Genomic DNA, 20,962 nt, shown 5'->3' on the forward strand with positions numbered 1-20,962 from the left:
AGCGGTTGCGCCGCGGAACCGGCGACAACCGATGGGAGGTCGTGAATGCCGCTCGTCTACCGCACGCTCTTCTCGGTGGCGGCCGGCCACGACATCATCGAACTGAGCACACGCACACTGTCGCACTGGTTGGCCGGGCACAGGGCGGACGGTCCGACCGTGACCTTCACCCGTTCGGGCAACTACGAGCTGAACCGCAACTCGACCGCCACGGTCGTCCGGCATGACAACACCGATGAGCACATCAGCTTCCTACGGCTCATCACCGAATCGGCTCCCGCCGCGATCACGTGGCGGACCGTACTGACGGCCGTGTCGGATCCGGGCCGGATGTCCGACCGCCTGGTGTGGATCGACATGTCCGCCGATGTCGGCGGCCAGAACCCGGAGGACCGGAGGTTCGACGCAGCGGCCCCCGGGGTCGCACTCTTCTTCTTGCAGGCGTTGGAGTGCAGGGACGGTGCCTCTGCACTGGGCACGGAACCCACGATCGTGCACGGCCACGACGACGCAGCGGTGGCGGGACTGCTTGCCGCTGTCCGCGACGACCGGCGACGGCTGGCGACCATCGTGTCGGGGGTCCCGGCCGATCTGACCGTCGCCGCCTGGCAGCAGACGATGGCGGGGGTACTGCACCGCTCGGTGGGCATGCAGTCCAGCTACGTCCTGGACCTCGCGGCGCAGCAACGCCTGGGGGACGCCCTCCCCAGGGAGTTCCGGGTCCCGATCGGGGGTCTGCGCACGTTCCTCCCCCGGGTCGACCTGAGCAATTCGAACGATTCCCTGCGCCACCCCCGGTTGAGCGCGCGAACGTTGGAGGGGGCACGGAGCGGCAACGGGGTCCGCCCCTGGGTGGGGTCGGCGCTGATTCGTGCGGTACGCGACGCCATCAGGGAGCAACCGCTCCCCGAGGAACTGCGCAGTCTCGACTCCCTGCTCAATGAGGAAGAGGCCGAATTGTCGATACGCCCTGGACGGGCGGCCTCGCCTGCCCGACCGGGGCGCGGCCCCGTTCCGGCCTGGGGCAGCGCACGGACACCGGCATGGTCTGGGGCAGGGCCTGCACCGGCCCGCGAGATCAAGCATCGCGACGTCCGGATCGTCGAATTGGAGAAGGAACGCGAACGGCTGCTGGCGGAGCTGGCGGAGACCATGGAAGAACGCGACCTGGGCCATGAGGAGCTGCGCGCGGCAATGAACGAGAACGCGTGGTTGCGAACGTGCCTGCGCGAGGCGGGGTTGTACGCCCTGGCCGGGGCGAAGGCTCCCGTGGCTCCCGGGGAGCGCCCACCCGGTGACTTCGAGGAATTGCTGGAGCGCATGACCGACGCCTCGGCGTTCCCGCACCTGTACTTCACGATCGACGACAACCAGGACGACGTCCGCGAGCTCAGCGGCAACAAGAAGGAGCGGTTGTGGGCGACCCGGGCATGGGAGGCATTGCGAGCCCTCGACGACTACGCCCGCTACCAGCTGGCTCATCCGGGGGCCGGCAAGAATCTGCACGACTACCTGCGGGAACCGCCCGAGGGCTTCCATGGAATCCCTGTGAAGCGGCTGGCCGCGCACGAGAGCGACACCGTGCAGACCAGGGACAAGTACGCGGAGAAGCGCACGTTCAAAGTCCCCGACCAGGTGCATCCGGACGGGGTGCTTCCGATGTTCGCCCACATCAAGCTCGACGCGGAGTACGGGATCTGCCCCCGGCTCTACTACTACGCGGATCTCGCACCGGGTCGCACCGGGCGTATCTACATCGGCTATCTGGGCCGGCACCTGCCGGTGCACAGCAGCAACTGACACGGGGAGCTGTCCGGAAACGACAAAAGCCCCACGGACTCGGAAGTCCATGGGGCCCGCGACGCGCGACTCGAAGAAGTCGTGGCCGGTTCGAAACCTACAGCGGGTAGACGTTCTCCGCCTGCGGGCCCTTCTGGCCAGCGGTGATGTCGAACTCCACGCGCTGGTTCTCCTCCAGGTTACGGAAACCAGAGCCGGAGATCGCGCTGTAGTGCACGAACGCGTCGGGCCCACCGTCGTCGGGGGAAATGAAGCCGAAGCCCTTTTCGCCGTTGAACCACTTAACGGTTCCCTGAGCCATGTTTTCTCCTTCAGCAATCGACTACACGGATACCTACTGAAGTGCATCCGTAAGTTGCCGCGAGCCGTTTCCCGAAAAGAAAACGCCCGCCGGCCAACAACTCCGCGGGCGATCACAAGAACCATCAACTGCGAAATTAACGACTAACAACTGGTCACGACACTATCACACACTCCCGGGGCGCGCACAGCCCTGTTCTCGGCGCGCCCCGGGCAACGGTCTTCGGCCCGGCTCTCAGCGACGGACGAAGCGCATGGCATGGGGGGCGTAGCGCTCCCCCGCGGTCACGCCCGCAGGGGCGACCTCCTCGATAGCCGCCAGGTCACCGGGGGTGAGAGTGACGTTGGAGGCTCCCGCGTTCTCCTCCACGTAAGCGGCGCGCTTGGTGCCGGGGATGGCCACGATGTCGGGCCCCTGGGCCAGTACCCAGGCCAGGGCGAGCTGGGACGGGGCGACCGCCTTGGCCGCGGCCAGCTCGTTGACCCGGTCCACGACGTCGAGATTCCTGGCGAAGTTCTCCCCTTGGAACCGCGGGGCCCTGCGTCGCCAGTCGTCCTCGGCGAGGTCGTCGAGACTGCGGATCGTCCCGGACAGGAACCCCCGCCCCAACGGGCTGTAGGCGACGAAGCCGATCCCCAGCTCGCGGACGGTGTCCAGCACTTCGTCGTCCTCGACGTCCCGGGTGAAGAGGGAGTACTCGCTCTGTAGCGCCGTGACCGGGTGCACCGCGTGCGCGCGGCGGATGGTCCCGGGGGCGGCCTCGGAGATGCCGAGGTAGCGCACCTTCCCCTCGGCAACGAGGTCGGCGAGCGCGCCCCAGGTCTCCTCGACCGGGACGTCCGGATCGACCCGGTGCTGGTAGTAGAGGTCGATCCGGTCGGTGCCGAGCCTGCTCAGCGACCCGTCCAGCGCCCGGCGGAGGTAGTCGGGCCGGCCGTTGACCTTGCCGGTGAGCGCCCCGTCCGCATCCACCCCGTTGCCGAACTTGGAGGCGATCACGACTTCGCCGCGCCGCCCTTTCAGCGCCTTGGCCAGCAGCGTCTCATTGCTCCACGGTCCGTACATGTCGGCGGTGTCGAAGAAATCGATCCCGAGGTCGAGCGCACGATGCACGGCGCGCACCGACTCGGCGTCGTCGCGCTGCCCGTAGGCGAACGTCATCCCCATGCAGCCGAGCCCCTGTTCGGAGACTTCCAGCCCCTGACCGCCGAGTGTCCGCTTGCGCATGCGCTCCTCCGTTGCTCGTCGAACGGGGCTGGACCAGCCGCCCACAGGGCTCCTCACTTCCCGGTCGCCCCCACCGGCAAACCGGGACGGCCGCCCAGGTCGCATCTGCTCAGGACTTCTTGTCTTCTTCCACCGGCCCGGGAGAAGCAGCGGCTTCCGTTGCCGGGGAGTCCGCCTCTCCCGGCAACGAGAATTCCGCGACCAGTTCGACGCGGCGGTTCTTCGCCCGCCCCTCCTCGGTGTCGTTGTCGCCCACGGGCTTGCGGGCGCCGTGCCCCTTGACCACGTAGTCGACGGATTCCACCCCGTCCGCGCCCTCCACCGGCAGCGCGGTCCGCAGATAGGACTCCACGCGTTCGGCCCGTGCCAGAGTGACCTGGTCGTTCACCTGGTCCGACCCCGTGGAATCGCCGAAACCCTCCACCTGGATACGGGCGCCGCCTTCTGCCGCCGCCTCCACGGTGGCCGCCACGAAGTCATCCAGTCCGGCGATCGCCTGGGGGGTGAGCCGGCTCTGGTCGTGGGGGAAGAGCACGGTGGCCGTGACCGGGTCCGACACGGTCGGCTCCTCGACGGACTCCTTGGGCGCAATGGACGGGGACGGCTCGTCCGTACGCTCCTGCTCCCCCACAAGGATCGCGGTGACCCCGCCAGGGGTCTGGATCGGAAGCAGGACCGTGGCGAGCGCGAACACCCCGAGCAGGAGCACTCCCACGAGCGGAAAGGTGATGATTCCCGTGCGTCGCCCCACCGCACGTTGCGTCTCACGGACCGGCACAACGGCATCAGGTATCCCGAACCGTCCCGCGTATGCCAGGGTCACTCGCCGCTGCCTACACCGTCGCCTGTGCTGTTCTCTTCCTGCCACAGGACCGAGGTTAGGAACCCGGCTTCCCCCCATAAGACATCTCCCAAAAAATGGTTGTCCCTATTTAAATCCGAATGTTTTGTCAACCCCGGCGACCAACACCTTTTTCTTCTTTCCGTCCGCCCTCTCCCGCTATCACCCGGCATTTCGGCCCCACGAAACAATCTAGCGTGACATCAATCACATGCCGAGTTGCCACACAGTGGGCGACGAGTTCCACCCGGGGTTCGAATCACTTTTTTTCGTGATTGAAACCCCGCGATGGCCTCCCTGCGATCAGCTGCGTCGCCGGCCCACGGCTTCGGACATCCCCCGCCCGAGGGGTCCTCCATGAGCGGCCCGCATCCCGGTGACCAGCGGCAAGCGGCCTCCGGGCCCATTCGCCACCCCCTGGGCAAGGTGCGCGGCCCCGTTTCCGTGTGGCTGCTGTCGATCATCACCTTCGGGATCTACTCCCTCGTCTGGCACTACAGCGGGGACCGGGAACTATGGGACTTCGCCCCCGAGGCCGTCGAGGTCTCCCCCGGGGTCTGCCTGTTCGCCGTCACCCTGGGCAGCTTCATCGTGGTCCCCCCGTTCGTATCGGTGCTGAACACCGGTGGACGCATCGCCAAGGCCCAAGGGCTCGCCGGCCTCTCCGACCTCGCCTCCGGCGGCATCGGCATCCTGTTGATGTTCGTCTTCGGGCTGACCCCGCTCTACTACCAGTCACAGTTGAACAAGGTCTGGCACGCCAACGGCGCCTGACACGCCGGGATCGGTTCACCCGCGCCCGGGTGCCCCTGGCCGAGGCAGGGGCACCTACGCTTGAGTCGTTATGCAGACCGGCACCCCATTCCCGACTCCCCCCGCGCCCCGTGTCGTCCTCAGCGAGCAGGAGTGGCGTGAGCGGGCGGCGCAGCACGCGGCGCGGGCCGACTCCTTCGTCACCAACGCCCAGCGCGAGTCGACCCGTCCGGTGGAGACCTTCCTCTTCACCTACTACAGCCACAAACCCGCACAGCTGCGTCGTTGGCATCCGGGTCCCGGCGTACTCCTGCAAGGCGCAGAGATCGGCGACGCCTTCGGTCGCTGGTACCGGCATTCGACCGGTACCGACTCGTCCGGCACAACCGTCAGCGGGGTGGAACTGGACACCGCGGCGTTCGCGACCGACCGAGGACGGGCCCTGGAGTTCGTCACGGCGCTCCTGACCGCGACCGCGGGCCGCAGCGCCAATTTCGGCTGTTTCGGTCTCCATGAGTGGGCCATGGTCTACCGATCGTCGCCCGACCAGCTACGGCACTCCGCTCTTCCTCTCCGGCTGGGCCCGGAAGGAACCGACCGCGTCGTGGAATCACACCGCATCCGGTGCTCGCACTTCGACGCCTTCCGCTTCTTCACCCCGGAGGCCCGCCCGCACAACCGGTTGCAGCCCACCCGCGAGTCCCAGACCTCCCTTGAGCAGCCGGGCTGCCTGCACGCAACCATGGACTGCTACAAGTGGGCCTACAAACTCGCACCGGCGGTGCCCGGCGAACTGGTCCTGGACTGTTTCGCGCTGGCCCGGGACGTGCGCGAACTCGACATGCGCGCCTCTCCCTACGACCTGAGCGGCCACGGCTACACCCCGATAGCGATCGAGACCCCCGAAGGCAAGGCGGAGTACACCGCGATGCAGCGGTCCTTCAGCGAGCGAGGCCAGGAACTGCGGCGGCGGCTGCTCGACGTGTGCGAGGTCCTGGCCGAGGCGCAGAGCGCGGTCCTCGACACCTGATGGCCGGGCCGGTGGCGGGACACGTCGTCGACAGGGCGTCCTGATCAGATCGCCGTCTTCTTGTCGGCGGCGGGGATCCTCTCCAGCACTCCGCCGCGAAAGACCTGGTAGAGGTCGAGTGGTTCGAGGTGTACGTAGCCGATGTGGCAGTCGCAGCTCAGCGCCGGGCAGGCTCGGGGACGCAGGTTGTCCGCGAAGGAGCCGTCGTAGAGGTTGCCGAGTTCGGTTGCCACGAAGTGGCAACGGCGCACGGTCCCGTCCCCGTCGACCGATACGACGGTGTCCCCGGTGCGACACGCCAGGCCCAGACTGGCGTGCGGTGTACGACTGTAGGCGAAGTGCGGGTCGATCTCCTGCCAGAGGGAGGCCTCGGCGTCGGTGTAGGAACGGCCCTCTGCCGCGTTCACCCAGAGATAGGTCTGCTCCGGCAGTTCCGAACGCAGTCGGCGGGTCTGCTCCAGGTGTTCGGGGAACCCGACCACGCCGACGCTGAAACGCACCCCCAGTTCCGTGAGCCGACGGCACTTGCCCAGGAACCGATCGTAGGACACCTGGCCCGGATGGAAGGTGGCCCAGAGGGCTGCGGACCCGTGGTCGCAGTCGGCCAGCCAGTCGAGGCGCCCGCTCAGATTGGTCTGGATCGCCACCCGCTCCACATGCGGCAGGTGGCTGAGTCGGGCGATGGCCCTTTGGTACCAGGACCGGACGAGGCCCTCCCCCCACGGGGTGAACAGCACCGACAGCCTGGTACCGGGACTGGCCTCGCCCTGCTCCACGACCCATTCGGCGAACCGTTCCAGCGCGGCGCGGTCGGCGCGCAACTGGTCGGGGCTGTCGCGACGCTTGGCGAAGGGGCAGTAGGGGCAGTCGTAGTCGCAGCTGGCGAGCGGGCCGCGATACAGGATGGACAGTGAACGAGGCAGACTCATCGCGCCGAGTACCCCGCCATCAGATCGGCGACCGGGGCGGAGAAGAGCAACGGGCCGATCGCGTCGGAGTGCGCCAGTCCTTCCGGTGTGAGGCGCAACTCCTGCAAGGGATGGGTGGCAGGGGCGATCCAGCCGCGCCCCGCGAGCTCGGCGAGCTGGGCGGGAAAGTGCACGAGGGGGTCGGCACCGAACCGTTCGGTGTAGAGGGCGAGGTCGACACCGTCGGCGCGCAGCAGCGACTGGAGGAGGTGACGGCGGCGCCTCTCGTCGGTGTCCAGACGAAAACCCACACCGACACGTTCGAAACCCGCGTGGTCCCTGGAGATGTAGTCGTCGATGATCGCGCGCACCTGACGCACCCCTACCGCGTAGTCGAAGGAGTAGTGCAGGTCGCGGGTGTAGGAACGGGCTCCGCACCCGAGTCCCACCATCGCGTCGGTCTGACAGCAGTAGGCCGGGCCGTCGCCACCGGGGGCGTCGATCCGCTCGAACATCCGCATCGAAACCTGCCGATAGCCCCGGGCGAGAAGGTGGTCGCGCCCCTGTCGGTAAAGGGCGAGTCGGTGGTCGTCCCAGTCACGCCCCCTGCGCCCCAGACCGGTCAGCGGACGGACGTAGAGGGGGTAGAGGTAGATCTCCTCGGGCGCGAGGTCCAATGCGGTGTCCAGGGAGTAGCGCCAAGTGTCCGAGGTCTGACCGTCGATTCCGTAGATCAGGTCCAGGTTGAGGCGGGCCCGGGTGTGGTCGCGGATGGCACGCAGGGCCCGGGCCACCTCGTCGCGGCGTTGAGGGCGACCGGCGGCGTGCGCCTCGGAGTCGATGAAGCTCTGCACCCCGATGCTGATCCGGGTGGCGCCGCGCTCGGCCAGCACCGCCAGCCGATCGGGCGTGGCCGTGGCCGGGGAGGTCTCCACCGAGGTGGGGATGGCTGCCAGGTCCGCGCCGAGTACCCGCCGGGCGAGGTCGTAGAGGCGTTCCAGTTCGGCAGCGGTCAGATAGGTGGGGGTACCCCCGCCGAAGGCCGCACGGGCGAACCGTGCGTCGGGAACGGCCTCGGCCACCGCGTACGCCTCGCGCTCCAGGGCGTCGAGGTAGGCGCTGACCTGCTCGGCCGGCGGGGTCGACCGGGTGAAGAGGTTGCAGAACCCACAGCGCATCTCGCAGAACGGGATGTGGAAGTACAGCGAGAGGGCGTCGGTGTCTTCTTCCCGCCAGACATCGGTCAGCCTCGGGGGGTCGTCGAGCGGCCGGTAGGCGCTTTTGTGCGGATAGCCGTAGACGTAGGAGCGGTAGGGCGAGTCGGCCGCCGGCGCGGCTTCGATGTCGATTGACGTCACGAGTGCTCCTCGGGGCGGGCAGCGGGGATGGTGAACTGCGCGTAGGGAACGGTCCAGACCGTCTCGTGGCCGATGCGGTGACCGGTGTGGCCGTCCTCGCCGTAGGCGGTTCCGTGGTCGGCGCAGACGATGGTGAAGCAGGGGCGGCCCCGGCCGCGCAGGGCGGCCAGGAGGGCGGGAACGTGTGCGTCCACGTACTCCAGGGCGGCGGCGTGGCTGTCGGGGCCGTCGGGCGTCCCCGGTCGCGCTCCGCGCAGGTAGAACCAGTTGGGCTGGTGGAGAGCGGAAACGTTGAGCAGGAGGAACAGGGGACGGTCGTCGGGAGCCGCGCGGGTCACGGCCGCGACCCGCGCCACCTGGTTCTCGAAGGAGGCTGGGTCGGTGACGCCGAACTCCGGCTCCCAGTGGCTCTCGGTGAACAGGTCGGGCAGTACCGATCCGAGTGCCGAAAGGCGGTTGAAGAATCCGGTCCCGCCGACACAGGCGGTGTGGTAGCCGGTTGCGGCGAGTCCGGCGACGATGTCAGGGGCGTCGAACGTCCAGGTGCGGGCATCGGTGGTGGTGCTGCCCGGAAAACCGGCGGCGAACAGCCGAGGGTGCGGTCCGGGTTCGGCCGGGGTCGGCAGGAATCCGGCCAGCATCGCCAGATGCGAGGCGTAGGTGAAACTCGCCGGTGCATGGCGCCTTTCCCAGGACCCGTCGGGCAGCAGTGCACCGAGGTTGGGAGTACGCCCCTCGGCGAGCAGCCGTGCCGCCACGTCGTAGCGCAGCGTGTCGAGGGTGACCAGGATGATGTCGTGCGTTCCCACCACGGTGTTCATGTCCGGGCGCGCGGTCATCGGCGTCCTTCTGGTTCGCGCTCCGGGCCGAACGGTTCAACCGGCGTGTGGCGGCCGGTCCGAACGGCGTGGACCTGCTCGGCATAGGTGTCGCGGCCCTCGTGGTGGATACCGGGGATCAGGTCGCCGAAGGCGTTGACCTCGCACACGGCTGTGTCGCGCAGGCCGGGGGCAAGGAGCAGGTCCACGCCCGCGTGGAGGGTGCGACCGAAGCACGCTGCGGCCGCCTCGGCGACCGACATGGCCCTGTCCCAGGCACGGGGTCCCATCGCCCCGCGCAGCGCGACGAGGTCGCCACGGGCATTGCCCAGGTGGAGGTTGGTCATGGGCGACCTGGAGGTGCGCGCCACCACATGGGTGGCACGGCCCGCGACGACGAGGACGCGCAGGTCGACGGAGGCCCGGCCCAGTGCGGCCTTGGGCAGCCACCGTTCCACGTGCACGCCGTCGGCGCACAGTGCGTCTACGATCGTGGCGACGTCGGACTCGTCCTCGTACTTCTTGATCACCAGGCTGTTGTACAGCTCCGGCCCCTGGGCACCGTGAACCAGGTCCACGGAGGTGACCGCGAGCACCCGGTCGGCGTGTGCCGTCAGCGCCACCACTCCCGATGCCGAGGATCCGTGCACCGGTTTGACGAACACCCGGGACCAGCGCCGCGCGGTCATCCGTTCGCGCAGGTCGGTGTAGCCGCTGATGGGCCGGCCGCCGAGTGCGGGCGGGACCCGCACACCGGCGGCCGACAACCGGGCGTGGCAAAGGCGTTTGTCGCACATGACGGCGAGGTCGGCCGGATCCTGGAGCAGTTGCGCTCCGGGAGCCTCGGCCACGACCCCGGTGAGGCGGCGCAGCGCGGCGCGCATTCCGCGATGGAAGGCCGCCGAGCCCTCGACCCGGTAGGGATCGGGGTCGTGGTCGAGCCCGGTGAGCAGCCGGGCGGTGCGGACGTCCTCTCCTGGGGAGTCCACCCGCACCAGGGCGCCCGGTGCGACGGTGCCTCGGCCGGCCGCCAGGTCCGACCAGGGCAGCAGAACGGGGTCGGCGAGTCCCTGGGCGCGTACCGCGTCGGTAAACAGCCGCAGCCTTCGGCCGCCTGGAACGGCGACGACGGTCAGCAGCGGATCGGCGGTCATTCGGTGCCCGCCGGGTAGCGGGATCGTCCGGCCGCCAGTTCGTCGGTGCGGTCGGCGTTGCGCAGAACGAGGGAGGTGAGGTTGGGGAAGAGTGCTCCGTCGAGCAGCGGGGCGAGATCGGCTCTCGTCGAATCACCGCCGTATTCGCGGCTGCCGAACCACAGTTCCAGGTGGTGCGGTGCGGGAAGTTCGGCGGCCGGCACCCCCCTCAGCACCCGACCGGGCAGGCCGCCGGTCTGGAGGGCCGAACGGCGCAGGGTTTCGTGGCGGACCGGGGAGAACCCCAATCCCGCGGAACCGCGCACCGTGAATTCGTCGAGCGCAGGGGAGGCGCCGGACAACGGGGAGACATCGCACCGGGGAATCCAGGAGATCTCGCTCTCAGTGGTGAGGAACTCCACGACGGGGAGCCCGGCGAACACGGCGGCGTGTTCGTGGATCGGCATACCTGCTCCTGACTGAAATGGACCGCCCCCCAGTCTTATCGGTGGGCGATGACACATCCCAGAGGACCCGCGTGCCCCACCCGTCTCCCGTGTGCACGGCACCGACGGCGCGCCCCGTCCCCTCCAGGGCCGAAAGTCCTTTCGGAAAAGGCGAAATACCCGTATTTCCTAAAGGCTTAAGTCCTTCGTGAAACGCGATATCTCAGGCACCGGACACCCCTTTGGTGAACGGATTATGGTGTTTTGCGAAACGACGGAAACTGCATATCGAAACGGGGACCGCGCACGCCGGACACCTCCTGGGGCAGTGCTGTGGGCACGGTGGCGAACCGGCCTTGTACCTCGAAGACCCCGGCGCTTGGAACAGGCGCCGCCTCGGAACCGACTCCGCGCGTCGGCGCACGTTCCAGCGAACAGGAAGAAGTCGCACCATGTCCCCCAGAACCATCGGCGAACTCCCCCATCCGGACGCGGCGACGATCCAAGCGGTCCAGGCCAGCTGCGCGGATCTTCTCGACCGCCCTGAGGTCCTGGCCGAGTCCTTCTACACTCATCTGTTCGAAGCGGTTCCACATATCCGGGAGCTGTTCCCGGAGGACATGAGCAGGCAGACCACCCGGATGGCCCAGGCGATCATCCAGGTGGTGAACCATCTGGACCGCCCCGCGCAGATGCAGAACTACCTCATGCGTCTGGGCCGCTACCACCACGAGAAATGGGGGCTGGGCCCCGAGGACTACCCCTGTGTGGGGCGCGCCATGGTCGAGGCGGTCCACGACCTGTCCCCCACCTGGTCGTCGTCGTTCAGTTCCGCGTGGATCCTGGTCTACGAATGGATCGCCGCCAGTATGCTCGCCGGCGCGACCGCCTCCGTGGCTCCCCCGGAACCGAAACCGGCGGGCCGTTGCCCGGTCGGGGCCAGGGGCACCGCTCCCGGCCGCACCGCCGGCTGACACTCCATCGCCCCGCTCGTGCGCGGCCCGCTGCTGGGAAAGAAGCCGACGGGGCAGCGCTCACTCGGTGACAACAGGGTAGTAGTAGGTCTCGCCCCCGTAGGTGTCGGGTTCGCGCGGATCGCGCAGGTCGACCTCCACACCGGGCAGGGCTGCCCGGACCTCTTCGGCGACCTCGGCATCGAGGAAGTGGGCACGCAGGTCGAGACGGCGCAAGGAACGAAACGCCTCCGCCCCGATGATCGTTCGGGCTCCGGCCTCGGTGAGCGTTCCCATCGACACGTCGAGCGCCCCCAGTCGCGCGAGCACGGGCGCCTGGGACAGGGCCTCGATCAGTGCGTCGGTGTCGTCGGCGTTGCGCAGCCCCAGCGAGCTCAGGGCAGGCAGCACCGTTCCCGACAACAGTGGCGCCAGCCCCCGCAGGGTGGTGGTGCGTCCGTAGTCGTCCACTCCCAGCCACAGCTCAAGATGGGTCAGCGCGGGCAGATCGGCCTCCAGTACCCAGGTCACGACCCCTTGGGGCAGGCCGCCGGTCTGCACGGTCAACCGCTCCAGCCCTGCGTGCCCCGCACCGGAGAATCCGAGCCCGGTCCCACCTCGGACGGTGAACTCGCGCAGCCGCGGGAACGCCGCGAGCAACGAGGAGACCTCGCACTGCTGGATCCACGAGATCTCGGCCTCCTCCAGCACGATCTCGCCGAAGAACAGCGCGCGCAACGCGGGGAAGCGGTCGGCGTGTGCGACAAGGAGGTCACGGACGGATTCGGCGCTGTTCTCGACTGGTTCGGCCCAGCTCCCGATGACGAGCGCGGTGATCCGCGTGGTGTCCACCTCGGTGAGGAAGCGCGCGAAGTAGTCCTCGTACACCTCCTCTGGTTCCCAGGACCCGACCCGTAGCCGCCACGCCACGGAGGAGGGGTCGGCGGTTCCCGCGGCCAGGGCGTGGTCGGGTTCGGGCGGTCCCGGTGGACGGCCGGCCGGCGCGGCCACGCGCTCGTGCCGGGCGAGACGGTCCTTCTCAAGGTCCTTGGAGGGGAAGTCCACGACGGGAAGGCCGGCGTACTCGGTCAGATAGTTGTGGATCGTCATCGCACGGGCTCCATGTTCCAGCGGACGGGGTCGCGATCAGTGATACCAGCAGGGGGCGCCGGAGCCCCGACGCGAACCGCCGCGGCCGGCACACGACGCTATGTCCATTGCGTGGAGATCATGGGAGGATGCTCCGCATTCCTCCCCGTCGGCCCTGATCGCGTGCCCCCATGACCCGTGGCCGTGACGTGCCCGACAGCACGGTCGACGGCTTCTCACCCCCTACCCGTTCGGAGTCCGCTACCCATGAACGAACTGACGCTCGTCCTGACGGGCGCGGCCATCAGCCTGGTGACCAGCGCGGTGGTGACCTGGCTGCTCGGACGCCAGGCGCGCCAGACCCAGGACCGCTCGGCGGTGCGCGACTCGGCCCGCCGGCTGACCGCCGTCTTCATCGCCGAGCGCGACGCATCCACCGCCGGAACCGAGGCCGGCTCGCCGTCGCGACTGGCCGAAGCCGAAGCGGTGTCCCTCGCCCTCACCGACCGCAAGGTGCGCGGTCGGATCGGGGACGTCATCCGGCTGCTGCGCGAGAGCGGCATCACCGAGCTCCAGGAGCTCAGCGGTGTCCGGTCGGGGCGCGGACGCTCCCTGCTGTGCGACCACGCCCTCGATGTCCTGGGGGCGCATTTCCGCGGCGAGCGGCTGCCCGCGCTCCCCGAGGCGATCCGCAAGATGCTCGACGTCGAGAACGAGGCGCTGGGCATCCACTCGGGCTCCACCCTCTCCTCCCCCGTCGTTCCCAGCGGCTCCCCCGTGGCGTCGGCCGAAGAAGAACCGGCTCCCGCGCCGGCCGTCAGCAGCCGCAAGGTCCGCAGCAAACCCCGCCCGGGCGCGCCCCGTTCGGCCGGCTCGCAGGACTGAGCGGTTCCCCGCCCCGGGCAGGGCGCCGCTACGGTTGACCTGGACGGTGCCCTGCCCGGGGGGCACCCGGTGATCGGAAAGGAGAGGGATGCGCGGTCCGCGTTCTCCTGCTTTTTTCCGTGCCGGGGTGCTGTCCGCTGAAGCCCTGTCACCGTCCCTGCGGCGGATCGTGTTGGGCGGCACCGGTCTCACCGGCTGGTTCCCGGGATCGGGGGTCCCCGACGAGGCGGTGCAACTGTTCCTGCCCGCACCGGGAGAGCCCCTGCCGGCGGTGCCACAGGACGATTCCGGCTCCTGGCCCCGTCCGGGGGCCGCCCCGGGGTTGGAGGGCCGGTGGTACACCGTGCGCCGTTGCGACGAACGGCGCGGCGCGCTGACCGTGGACGTGGTCGTGCACGGGAGCGGCGCGGGCGCCGACTGGGCCGCCCGCGTCCGAAAGGGCGACCACGTGGGCGTCTCCCGTCCGCACCACTGGTACCGGCCTCCCGAGAACGCCCGCTGGCAGGTCCTGGTCGGCGACCTGACGGCGTTGCCCGCCGTCGGCCGAATCCTGGAACAGACTCCAGAGCGGCTGCCCACCCGGAGTTTTCTGGAAGTCCCCGGCCCCGCGGACGAGCAGGTCCTGCCCGGCCCACCGGTCTGGACGCACAACCCGTCCCCGCATCTGGGCAGCACTCTGGCCGGGACCGCCATCGACGTAACGCTTCCGACCGGGCCCGGGTACGTGTGGGTGGCCGGCGAGGCCGCGGCCACCCGCGCGATCCGCCGCCACCTGCGCCACGGGCTGGGGTTGGCACCGGCTTCCTACACGGTCATCACCCACTGGCGTCCCCGGGCCGGCGAATGGAGCCGGCGCTTCGCGTCCGCGGGGATCGATCTGGCCGCCATCTACCGCGCCGGGACGGCAGCGGGACACGACGGCGAACAGATCAGCGACGAGGTGGACCGCCGCCTCGACGACGCCGGGCTGTGAGCGCCGCTCCCTAGACGACCGCGGGTTCCCACGCCCGGTCGACCACCCGCACCAGACCCCGGTCGGTGATCTTGACCTGGGGGGAGACCGCGAGGGTGAGGGTGGAGACGCTCATGAAAGCGTTGCGGTTGCGCCAACCCCACGCGTGCAGCACCGCGCGCACCCGGCCGGATACGCGCGCGACCTCTCCGGCGGACCGGTCCGACATCACCCCGCCGATCGGCAGTTCCAGCAGCGCCGGTTCCTCTCCGGCGACCACGGCGCACATTCCCCCGCCCGCGGCGATCACCGCGTTGGCCGCTGTTCGCAGCGACTCGGCCGAAGTGGCGATGACGGTGAGGTTGTGGCTGTCGTGGGCGTAGGTGCTGGCGAAGGCCCCCTCTGCGAGGTCGTGCCCCACGACCGGTGCGACCGCCACGGTGGCGTCCCCGGTGTGGCGCTCCAGGACCGCCACGACAGCGGTGTGCCCTTCCCACTGCACGACGCCGTCGCATACGTCGAGCACCACTTCGGCGGCCTCGGTGTAGGTGTCCACCTCGTTGACCCGCATGGCCCGGAAGGTGTGTTCCCCGTCGGGCAGGTCCACCCGCCACTGAGGGTGCCCCTCGGCCAAGGGCTCCAGGTGGACCGTACCCGCGAAGGGGTTGTCGGCCGGTAGGGCAGCAGCGGCCTGGAGCGGTTGTCCGTTGCGTCCCACCACCGCTCCCCCGGCCACGACCACGGCCGGAGTGAGGTCGGTGAGGGCGTTCAGTACCACCAGGTCGGCCCGTTTTCCGGGGGTGACGGTGCCCCGGTCGTGCAGGCCGAGGCGGCGGGCGGGGGTGAGGGTGAGAGCGCGCAGCACCTCGACGGGCGCCATCCCGCGCTCCAGGGCGACGTGGCCGACCCGGTCCAGGTGTCCGCCGGCCAGGATCGCGTCGGCGGCGACGTCATCGGTGACCAGGCACAGGTCGGGCAGGCGCGGAAGGGCGAGAAGGGCGTCGACGACCTCGGGCGTGAGGCACTTCTCCTGAAGCATCAGGAGCATCCCCAGCCGCGCCTTCTCCACCGCGACCTCCGCGGTGTTCTTGCAGTGATCGGAGTCGATCCCGGCCCAGAGGTACTCGTTGAGGTCGACGCCCGACAGGTTGGGGCAGTGCCCGTCCAGGCGGACGCCCCGGGTACGGGCCACCTCGACGATGGCGCGCATACGCGGGTCGCCGGAGACCACCGCGCGATAGTCCATGACCTCACCGAGGGTGGTGACGTCTGCCCAGTCCAACATCTCCGCGATATCGGCGGCGTCGAGGCGGGCCCCGGCAGTCTCGAACCCGTCGAGGGCGGGAACGCAGGACGGGACGGCCCAGCGCATCGTCTGCGCGGTGTCGCGCCCCTGCTCGATCATCCATGCCTGGGCGTCGCGTCCGGCGACGTTGACGATCTCGTGGGCGTCGGCCAGGACGGTCGTGGTGCCGCGCGGCAGGGTCACCCGGGCGAATTCACGGGGGGCCAGCAGCGAGCTCTCGATGTGCATGTGTGCGTCGACGTAACCGGGCGCGACGAGCAGTCCGGTCGCGTCGATCACCTCGGCCGCCGTGACCGGGGTTCCCGGTTCCAGCACGGCCCGGATCGCGTCGCCGGTGATGGCGACGTCGGCGGCCCAGACCTCTCCGGTCTGCACCGACACCACGCTGCCGCCGCTGATGAGCAGGTCGACGGGGTCGGACGGGTTCATGTGGGGTTCCTCGTTCGTCATGGTCGGTCGGCGGTGGGCCGGGTGCGGGCGTAGGCGGCGAGCCGTTCGGTGAGCAGCCGGGTGAAACCGTCGGCGTCCACCGTGCGGGCGACGCGCACGTCGCGCGCACGGCCGGGGGTGCGCAGGTCGGCGACGAGGGCGCCGCGCGTCACCTCGCCCGCGCATTCCACGGTGGCCGTACCGCTGTCGTAGCCGAGAAGCCCGGGGTGGGTGACCGCGGCGACCGCCAGCGCGTCGTGGACGGGGACGGCCGCGACGCCGAAACGGTCCTGGTAGCGCTGCACGAAACCGCGCAACAGGGTTCCGGCCGCACCGGCGGCACCGGGCAGTGCCGCCAGTCGTTCGGCCGGCTCCAACGGAAACAGCGCCGCTCGGGTGACGTCCAGTCCCACGACGCGCACCGCCAGGCCCGATTCCAGGACCCGGCGGGCCGCCTCGGGGTCGGCGAAGAAGTTGAACTCGGCGGCGGGGGTGACGTTGCCCTGGCAGCGGGCGGCCCCGCCCATGACGACGATGCCGCGCAGCGCGGGGCCCGCCTCGGGGTGCCGGGCCACCATCGCGGCGACGTTGGACAGCGGCCCCAGGGCGACCAGGGTCAGTTCGCCGGGGGCGGCCAGGATCTGCTCGGCCAGCCAGTCGACGGCGTGTTCCCGGCCGGGGGCACGTAGGGAGCCGGGCAGGTCGAGCCCGCCCAGGCCCCCTGCTCCGTGCATCGGCTCGTCGGGGATGCGGGCCGTGCGGGCGATCGGCCCGGCGAGGCCGGCGACCAGGGGCAGGTCCGCGGGCGCGCCGGCCAGGTCCAGCACCTGGGCGGCGTTGCGGGTGACCTGGTCCAGTCCGGCGTTGCCGGCGACCGTGGTCACCCCGCGCACATCGAGCTCGGGAGAGGCCAGGGCGTAGAGCAGGGCGAGGGCGTCGTCGACTCCGGGGTCGCAGTCGATGACAACGGGAATGCTCATCTGGCCACCTGCTCGACGAAGCGGTCCAGCCAGGCCGAGCGCTCGGTGGCGATGAGTTCGAGGTCGCCCTGGTGGTAGCCGTTGCCGGCCGGGTCCACGGCGGCGTCCCCGGAAACCTCGGTCATGAGGTCGGTGACCTCGGCGTCGGGATGGACCGGTTTGTCGTAGATGACCCGTGCGACCTCCGACTGCACGTCCGGGTCGAGCAGGAAGTCCACGAACTTCTCGGCACCGGCCCGGTTGGGGGCTCCCGCGACGATCTGGGCGGTGTTGGCCGTCATGACCCGGCCTTCCTCCGGAACCGCGAAACCGATGGGCTGCCCCGCCTCGACCGCGTTCATGGCGAAGTTGTCCAGGCCGGGGGCCATTGCGATCTCGCCACGCTCCAGAAGACTGGTGAGTTCGGTGGACCCCGTGTAGAACTGCAGCGCGTCGGGCCCGATCTCGGCGAGCCGGTCGAAACCGGTGTCGGCGTCCGTGGGGCCCGATCCGTACGCTTCCCCGGTGGCCAGGACGAGCATGGGGCCGGCCGACACCGAGATGTCGGGCAGCGCGAACCCGCCGGGCAGATCCGACTGGTAGAGGGCGTCCCACGAGGCGGGTTCCTCGGTGACCATGTCGGTCCGATACATCATGCCCAGGAGCTGGAACGTGTAGGCCGGCCCGTAGCCGTCGGGGTCCAGCGCCCAGGGGCGGATCTGGTCCAGGGTGGGGACCGCGGCCGGATCGACCTGTTGGAACAGCTCCATCTGCTTGCCGATCTCGGCGTAGTAGTCGGAGATGAGGACGACGTCGGTGTCGGGGTTGTCCTTGTTGATCCGCAGTTTGGTGAGCCGGGTGGCGTTGTTCCCCGTGTCCAGGACGACCTTGATTCCGGTCTCCTGTTCGAAGGGTCGACCGATGACCTGCATGAACTCTTCGGTGGCGAAGGCGAAGGTGCTCACCACGAGGGTGGTGGTGTCGTTCTGCCGGGTGGCCGCGCAGGAGGTCAGGGCCATGACCGCGGCCAGGGTTCCCGCTGCTGCGGCGACCGCGCGTCTCATCGGGCACCGGCCGGGGTGTGCGCGTCGGCCAGCTCCACGAGGCGGTGGCGGGGCAGCAGTATGCGCACCGCCTCACCGGGCCGGAAGTCGTCGCCGGGGTGCACGCAGTTCAGGCGGCCACCCGCCGTGTCCACGCCGATCAGGCAGTGGCTGCCCTGGTAGGTGACATCGGCGACGGTGCCCGCCAGCTCCACGGAGTCGGTGGCGGCCTCCTCACCGGTGACGGCCGCGGTCAGCCGGACGTGCTCGGGGCGGATCGTCACCGGTCCGAAGCCGGGAACCTCGGGGAAGTTGTCGTATCCGAGGAATTGGGCGACGAAGCGATTGGCGGGCGCGGGAAAGACCGTACGCGGGTCGCCCTGCTGCTCCAGCCGTCCGCCGTTGAGGATGACCATCGTGTCGGAGAGCTGAAGCGCCTCGTCCTGGTCGTGGGTGACCAGGATCGCGGTCAGTCCGGTTTCGCGCTGCACGCGCAGCAGTTCCTGGCGCATCTGCACGCGCAGGCGGGCGTCGAGGTTGGACAGCGGTTCGTCCAGCAGCAGCACCGACGGTTCGATGGCGACGGCGCGGGCCAGGGCCACCCGCTGCTGCTGACCGCCCGACAGCTCGCCGGGCTTGCGGTCGGCGGCGTGGGACAGCCCCACGAGTTCCAGTGCCTCACCGGCACGTTTCCTGACCTCGGCCGCGGGCCGCCTGCGGGCCCGCAGGCCGAAGCCGACGTTGTCGGTGAGCGTCATGTGCGGGAACAGGGCGTAGGACTGGAAGACCATGCCGATGTTGCGGCGCTCGGGCGGGGTGTCGGTGGCGTCCGTCCCTTCCAGCAGGATGCGCCCGGACGTGGGACGGATGAACCCGGCGATCATCCGCAGGGTCGTGGTCTTGCCGCAGCCGCTGGGGCCCAGCAGGGTGGTGAAGGTGCCGCGGCGTACCGCGAGGTCGAGGTCGCTGACGGCGGCGACGCCGTTGGCCGCGCTTCCGAAACGGTGGCCCACCCCGTCGAGTTGGACTACAGGTGTCATTTCTCGATGTCTCCTTGAACCCGGCCGCTAGCGGCCGAAGACCTTGTTGAATCCGACGAGGCGCTCGGTGAGTAGGGCTACCGCGACGCTGAGCGCCAACAGGACGACGCTGACCGCGGCGACCACCGGATCGAACGAGGACTGCACGTAGTTGAGCATCTCCACCGGGAGGGTGGCCACGCCCGGCCCGGTCAGCAGCAGCGACAGCGGAACGTTGTTGAGCGAGGTGATGAAGGCCAGGATCGTGGCGGAGATGATTCCCGGGCGCATGACCGGGACCGTCACCGAGAAGAAGGTACGCACCGGTCCCGCGCCCAGGCCGCGGGCGGCCTCCTCCAGGCGGGGGTCGGCCAGGGCGAGCGAGGCCCCCACGACGCGCACCGTGTAAGGCAGCAGCAGGACGGTGTGCCCGATGACCAGGGTCCCCAGGGCCGTGATGTTGAAGCCCACCATGAGCTGCTGGAACAGGGCCAGGCCCAGCACCAGTTCGGGAACGATGATCGGGGTCATGAACAGGTTCTCGATGAACGCCTTGCCCGGGACGGCCCCGCGTTGCAGCGCCAGCGTCGCGGGGATTCCCAGGGCCAGGGCCGCGGCGGTGGAGAGCACCGCGACGACGAGGCTGGTCCCCAGGGAGTCGATGAAGGGCCGGTACTCCAGGGCCGCGGCGAACCACCGCAGGGACAGTCCTTCGGGCGGGAAGGTCAGCGTGCTGCCCGCGGTGAAGGCGACTCCCAGCAGGATCACCACCGGACCGAGCATGATGACGAAGGCGATCGCGCTGAGCAGGGACAGCAAGGGGCGTCTGAGGATCATGAGGTGGTGCTCCCTCGCTTGCTCAACCGGCCCGACAGTGCGGCCACGACGAGCACCAGGACCGTCATGACCAGGGCGACGGCGCTGGCCGCGGGCCAGTCGAGGCTGACGTTGACCCGGCTGTAGAGCAGGGTGGACAGGATGCGCTCGCGGGAACCGCCGAGCAGTTGGGGGGTGGTGAAGGCGGTGACGGCTCCGGCGAAGACCAGGGTGCAGCCCACCAGTGCCCCTGGCAGAGCGAGAGGGAACACGACCTGGCGAAAGACCCTGGACGGCCCGGCTCCCAGGCCGCGGGCGGCATCCTCCAGGCGGGGGTCCTGCTGGGACAGGCTGGAGTAGCTGGACAGGATCATCAGGGGCAGGAACAACTGGACCAGGCCGAGCACGATCGCGGTCTCGGTGTAGAGCAGTTGGACGGGGCCCAGGCCCAACGCCTGGGAAGCGGTGCTGAGCACCCCGTTGCCGCCGAGGACGACGATCCATCCGTAAGTGCGCACAACGGTGTTGAGCATGAGCGGAAAGATCGCCAGCGCCAGGAGTTTTCCGGACCATCGGGCGGGTGCGCGGGAGATCAGATAGGCCGTGGGAAAGCCCAGGACCAGGCAGATCAGTGTGGTCAGCACCGAGACCCGGATGGTGCGGGCGATCACCGGCAGCAGGTTGGGGTCGGTGAGCAGCGCCCCGGTCTCACGGGCGACTGTGGCCGGATCCCCGTCCGGTGGGGCCGCCAGGGTGGCCGCCACCGGATAGAGGAAGGCGAACAGCAGCACGGCCAGACCGGGGAGCAGCAGTAGGCGCACGGTGTTGCGGCTGGTCAACTCCACCCCCGAAAGGTCGGCGTCCGGCCATGCCGGTACGCAGGATTACAAACTATG

The 20,962-nt window shown here is 69.6% G+C and carries 21 protein-coding genes; 6 read left to right on the top strand and 15 right to left on the bottom strand.

Annotated elements, in window-relative coordinates:
- Positions 1-45 precede the first annotated feature (45 nt).
- Positions 46-1,800, top strand: a complete 1,755-nt coding sequence (locus QSJ59_RS04215) for a hypothetical protein (protein ID WP_285757345.1) — start codon at positions 46-48, stop codon at positions 1,798-1,800.
- A 97-nt stretch (positions 1,801-1,897) separates the two neighbouring features.
- Here QSJ59_RS04215 and QSJ59_RS04220 read toward each other — a convergent pair whose 3' ends face one another.
- The 3 genes from QSJ59_RS04220 to QSJ59_RS04230 all read right to left on the bottom strand — a co-directional run bounded on the left by QSJ59_RS04220 (position 1,898) and on the right by QSJ59_RS04230 (position 4,151).
- Positions 1,898-2,101, bottom strand: coding sequence for a cold-shock protein (locus QSJ59_RS04220; protein WP_285757346.1), 204 nt, complete (start codon positions 2,099-2,101; stop codon positions 1,898-1,900).
- Positions 2,102-2,335: 234 nt separating this feature from the next.
- Entirely contained in the window at positions 2,336-3,328 is a 993-nt protein-coding gene (locus QSJ59_RS04225; RefSeq protein ID WP_285757347.1) for an aldo/keto reductase, read from the bottom strand.
- A 109-nt stretch (positions 3,329-3,437) separates the two neighbouring features.
- Positions 3,438-4,151: an OmpA family protein gene (locus QSJ59_RS04230; protein ID WP_285757348.1), complete on the bottom strand. Its 714-nt coding sequence runs from the start codon at positions 4,149-4,151 to the stop codon at positions 3,438-3,440.
- A gap of 375 nt (positions 4,152-4,526) precedes the next feature.
- On the opposite strand from QSJ59_RS04230, the gene QSJ59_RS04235 reads away from it, so the two are divergent.
- On the top strand, positions 4,527-4,943 hold the full coding sequence (locus tag QSJ59_RS04235) for a DUF4234 domain-containing protein (RefSeq protein WP_285757349.1): 417 nt from the start codon (positions 4,527-4,529) through the stop codon (positions 4,941-4,943).
- A 70-nt stretch (positions 4,944-5,013) separates the two neighbouring features.
- A complete protein-coding gene (locus QSJ59_RS04240; protein ID WP_285757350.1) occupies positions 5,014-5,952 on the top strand; it encodes a 3-methyladenine DNA glycosylase in 939 nt (312 codons plus the stop codon).
- A 44-nt stretch (positions 5,953-5,996) separates the two neighbouring features.
- On the opposite strand, the gene QSJ59_RS04245 is transcribed toward QSJ59_RS04240, so the two are convergent.
- From QSJ59_RS04245 to QSJ59_RS04265, 5 genes are read right to left on the bottom strand one after another with little or no spacing between them, the layout of a single operon-like run.
- Positions 5,997-6,881 carry an STM4011 family radical SAM protein gene (locus QSJ59_RS04245; protein WP_285757351.1) on the bottom strand — a complete coding sequence of 295 codons (885 nt, stop codon included), beginning with the start codon at positions 6,879-6,881 and terminating at the stop codon, positions 5,997-5,999.
- On the bottom strand, positions 6,878-8,218 hold the full coding sequence (locus tag QSJ59_RS04250) for an STM4012 family radical SAM protein (RefSeq protein ID WP_285757352.1): 1,341 nt from the start codon (positions 8,216-8,218) through the stop codon (positions 6,878-6,880). Before QSJ59_RS04250 ends, QSJ59_RS04245 begins: the two co-directional genes overlap by 4 nt.
- The gene (locus tag QSJ59_RS04255) at positions 8,215-9,057 is read right to left on the bottom strand and encodes an STM4013/SEN3800 family hydrolase (RefSeq protein WP_285757353.1); all 843 of its coding nucleotides are present in this window, start codon (positions 9,055-9,057) and stop codon (positions 8,215-8,217) included. Before QSJ59_RS04255 ends, QSJ59_RS04250 begins: the two co-directional genes overlap by 4 nt.
- Complete coding sequence (locus tag QSJ59_RS04260) at positions 9,054-10,190, bottom strand: STM4014 family protein (RefSeq protein ID WP_285757354.1); 1,137 nt, start codon at positions 10,188-10,190, stop codon at positions 9,054-9,056. The genes QSJ59_RS04255 and QSJ59_RS04260 overlap by 4 nt, the downstream gene beginning before the upstream one ends.
- Complete coding sequence (locus QSJ59_RS04265) at positions 10,187-10,636, bottom strand: hypothetical protein (protein WP_285757355.1); 450 nt, start codon at positions 10,634-10,636, stop codon at positions 10,187-10,189. Before QSJ59_RS04265 ends, QSJ59_RS04260 begins: the two co-directional genes overlap by 4 nt.
- A 431-nt stretch (positions 10,637-11,067) precedes the next feature.
- On the opposite strand from QSJ59_RS04265, the gene QSJ59_RS04270 reads away from it, so the two are divergent.
- Positions 11,068-11,589, top strand: coding sequence for a globin domain-containing protein (locus QSJ59_RS04270; protein ID WP_285757356.1), 522 nt, complete (start codon positions 11,068-11,070; stop codon positions 11,587-11,589).
- A gap of 60 nt (positions 11,590-11,649) precedes the next feature.
- Here the strand turns inward: QSJ59_RS04270 and QSJ59_RS04275 are convergent, their stop codons facing one another.
- Positions 11,650-12,678: an STM4015 family protein gene (locus tag QSJ59_RS04275; RefSeq protein WP_285757357.1), complete on the bottom strand. Its 1,029-nt coding sequence runs from the start codon at positions 12,676-12,678 to the stop codon at positions 11,650-11,652.
- A 246-nt stretch (positions 12,679-12,924) separates the two neighbouring features.
- Here QSJ59_RS04275 and QSJ59_RS04280 point away from each other — a divergent pair, with 246 nt between their 5' ends.
- Together QSJ59_RS04280 and QSJ59_RS04285 are read left to right on the top strand one after the other, a co-directional pair.
- On the top strand, positions 12,925-13,542 hold the full coding sequence (locus tag QSJ59_RS04280; protein WP_285757358.1) for a hypothetical protein: 618 nt from the start codon (positions 12,925-12,927) through the stop codon (positions 13,540-13,542).
- 88 nt (positions 13,543-13,630) lie between these two features.
- Positions 13,631-14,515 (top strand): siderophore-interacting protein, encoded by an 885-nt coding sequence (locus QSJ59_RS04285; RefSeq protein WP_285757359.1) that lies wholly within the window; start codon positions 13,631-13,633, stop codon positions 14,513-14,515.
- Positions 14,516-14,525: 10 nt separating this feature from the next.
- Here QSJ59_RS04285 and QSJ59_RS04290 read toward each other — a convergent pair whose 3' ends face one another.
- The 6 genes from QSJ59_RS04290 to QSJ59_RS04315 are packed head-to-tail and all read right to left on the bottom strand — an operon-like array spanning position 14,526 to position 20,911.
- On the bottom strand, positions 14,526-16,229 hold the full coding sequence (locus tag QSJ59_RS04290; RefSeq protein WP_285757360.1) for an adenine deaminase C-terminal domain-containing protein: 1,704 nt from the start codon (positions 16,227-16,229) through the stop codon (positions 14,526-14,528).
- Positions 16,230-16,246: 17 nt separating this feature from the next.
- The gene (locus QSJ59_RS04295; RefSeq protein WP_285757361.1) at positions 16,247-17,209 is read right to left on the bottom strand and encodes a nucleoside hydrolase; all 963 of its coding nucleotides are present in this window, start codon (positions 17,207-17,209) and stop codon (positions 16,247-16,249) included.
- Positions 17,206-18,252, bottom strand: a complete 1,047-nt coding sequence (locus tag QSJ59_RS04300; RefSeq protein ID WP_285757362.1) for an ABC transporter substrate-binding protein — start codon at positions 18,250-18,252, stop codon at positions 17,206-17,208. Before QSJ59_RS04300 ends, QSJ59_RS04295 begins: the two co-directional genes overlap by 4 nt.
- Entirely contained in the window at positions 18,249-19,271 is a 1,023-nt protein-coding gene (locus QSJ59_RS04305; RefSeq protein WP_285757363.1) for an ABC transporter ATP-binding protein, read from the bottom strand. Before QSJ59_RS04305 ends, QSJ59_RS04300 begins: the two co-directional genes overlap by 4 nt.
- A 27-nt stretch (positions 19,272-19,298) precedes the next feature.
- Positions 19,299-20,087, bottom strand: a complete 789-nt coding sequence (locus tag QSJ59_RS04310; protein ID WP_285757364.1) for an ABC transporter permease — start codon at positions 20,085-20,087, stop codon at positions 19,299-19,301.
- On the bottom strand, positions 20,084-20,911 hold the full coding sequence (locus tag QSJ59_RS04315; protein ID WP_285757365.1) for an ABC transporter permease: 828 nt from the start codon (positions 20,909-20,911) through the stop codon (positions 20,084-20,086). The genes QSJ59_RS04310 and QSJ59_RS04315 overlap by 4 nt, the downstream gene beginning before the upstream one ends.
- Between the last annotated feature and the right edge of the window lie 51 nt (positions 20,912-20,962).

The organism is Nocardiopsis ansamitocini, assembly GCF_030268225.1.
GTDB classification, from domain to species: Bacteria; Actinomycetota; Actinomycetes; order Streptosporangiales; family Streptosporangiaceae; genus Nocardiopsis_D; species Nocardiopsis_D ansamitocini.

Bases quoted from the DNA above. Each gene is read 5' to 3' on its own strand.
- QSJ59_RS04305 (WP_285757363.1), bottom strand. From the start codon at position 19,271: ATGACACCTGTAGTCCAACTCGACGGGGTGGGCCACCGTTTCGGAAGC.
- QSJ59_RS04270 (WP_285757356.1), top strand. From the start codon at position 11,068: ATGTCCCCCAGAACCATCGGCGAACTCCCCCATCCGGACGCGGCGACG.
- QSJ59_RS04255 (WP_285757353.1), bottom strand. From the start codon at position 9,057: ATGACCGCGCGCCCGGACATGAACACCGTGGTGGGAACGCACGACATC.
- QSJ59_RS04240 (WP_285757350.1), top strand. From the start codon at position 5,014: ATGCAGACCGGCACCCCATTCCCGACTCCCCCCGCGCCCCGTGTCGTC.
- QSJ59_RS04295 (WP_285757361.1), bottom strand. From the start codon at position 17,209: ATGAGCATTCCCGTTGTCATCGACTGCGACCCCGGAGTCGACGACGCC.
- QSJ59_RS04280 (WP_285757358.1), top strand. From the start codon at position 12,925: ATGAACGAACTGACGCTCGTCCTGACGGGCGCGGCCATCAGCCTGGTG.
- QSJ59_RS04215 (WP_285757345.1), top strand. From the start codon at position 46: ATGCCGCTCGTCTACCGCACGCTCTTCTCGGTGGCGGCCGGCCACGAC.
- QSJ59_RS04300 (WP_285757362.1), bottom strand. From the start codon at position 18,252: ATGAGACGCGCGGTCGCCGCAGCAGCGGGAACCCTGGCCGCGGTCATG.
- QSJ59_RS04220 (WP_285757346.1), bottom strand. From the start codon at position 2,101: ATGGCTCAGGGAACCGTTAAGTGGTTCAACGGCGAAAAGGGCTTCGGC.
- QSJ59_RS04290 (WP_285757360.1), bottom strand. From the start codon at position 16,229: ATGAACCCGTCCGACCCCGTCGACCTGCTCATCAGCGGCGGCAGCGTG.
- QSJ59_RS04310 (WP_285757364.1), bottom strand. From the start codon at position 20,087: ATGATCCTCAGACGCCCCTTGCTGTCCCTGCTCAGCGCGATCGCCTTC.
- QSJ59_RS04285 (WP_285757359.1), top strand. From the start codon at position 13,631: ATGCGCGGTCCGCGTTCTCCTGCTTTTTTCCGTGCCGGGGTGCTGTCC.
- QSJ59_RS04245 (WP_285757351.1), bottom strand. From the start codon at position 6,881: ATGAGTCTGCCTCGTTCACTGTCCATCCTGTATCGCGGCCCGCTCGCC.
- QSJ59_RS04265 (WP_285757355.1), bottom strand. From the start codon at position 10,636: ATGCCGATCCACGAACACGCCGCCGTGTTCGCCGGGCTCCCCGTCGTG.
- QSJ59_RS04260 (WP_285757354.1), bottom strand. From the start codon at position 10,190: ATGACCGCCGATCCGCTGCTGACCGTCGTCGCCGTTCCAGGCGGCCGA.
- QSJ59_RS04235 (WP_285757349.1), top strand. From the start codon at position 4,527: ATGAGCGGCCCGCATCCCGGTGACCAGCGGCAAGCGGCCTCCGGGCCC.
- QSJ59_RS04275 (WP_285757357.1), bottom strand. From the start codon at position 12,678: ATGACGATCCACAACTATCTGACCGAGTACGCCGGCCTTCCCGTCGTG.
- QSJ59_RS04225 (WP_285757347.1), bottom strand. From the start codon at position 3,328: ATGCGCAAGCGGACACTCGGCGGTCAGGGGCTGGAAGTCTCCGAACAG.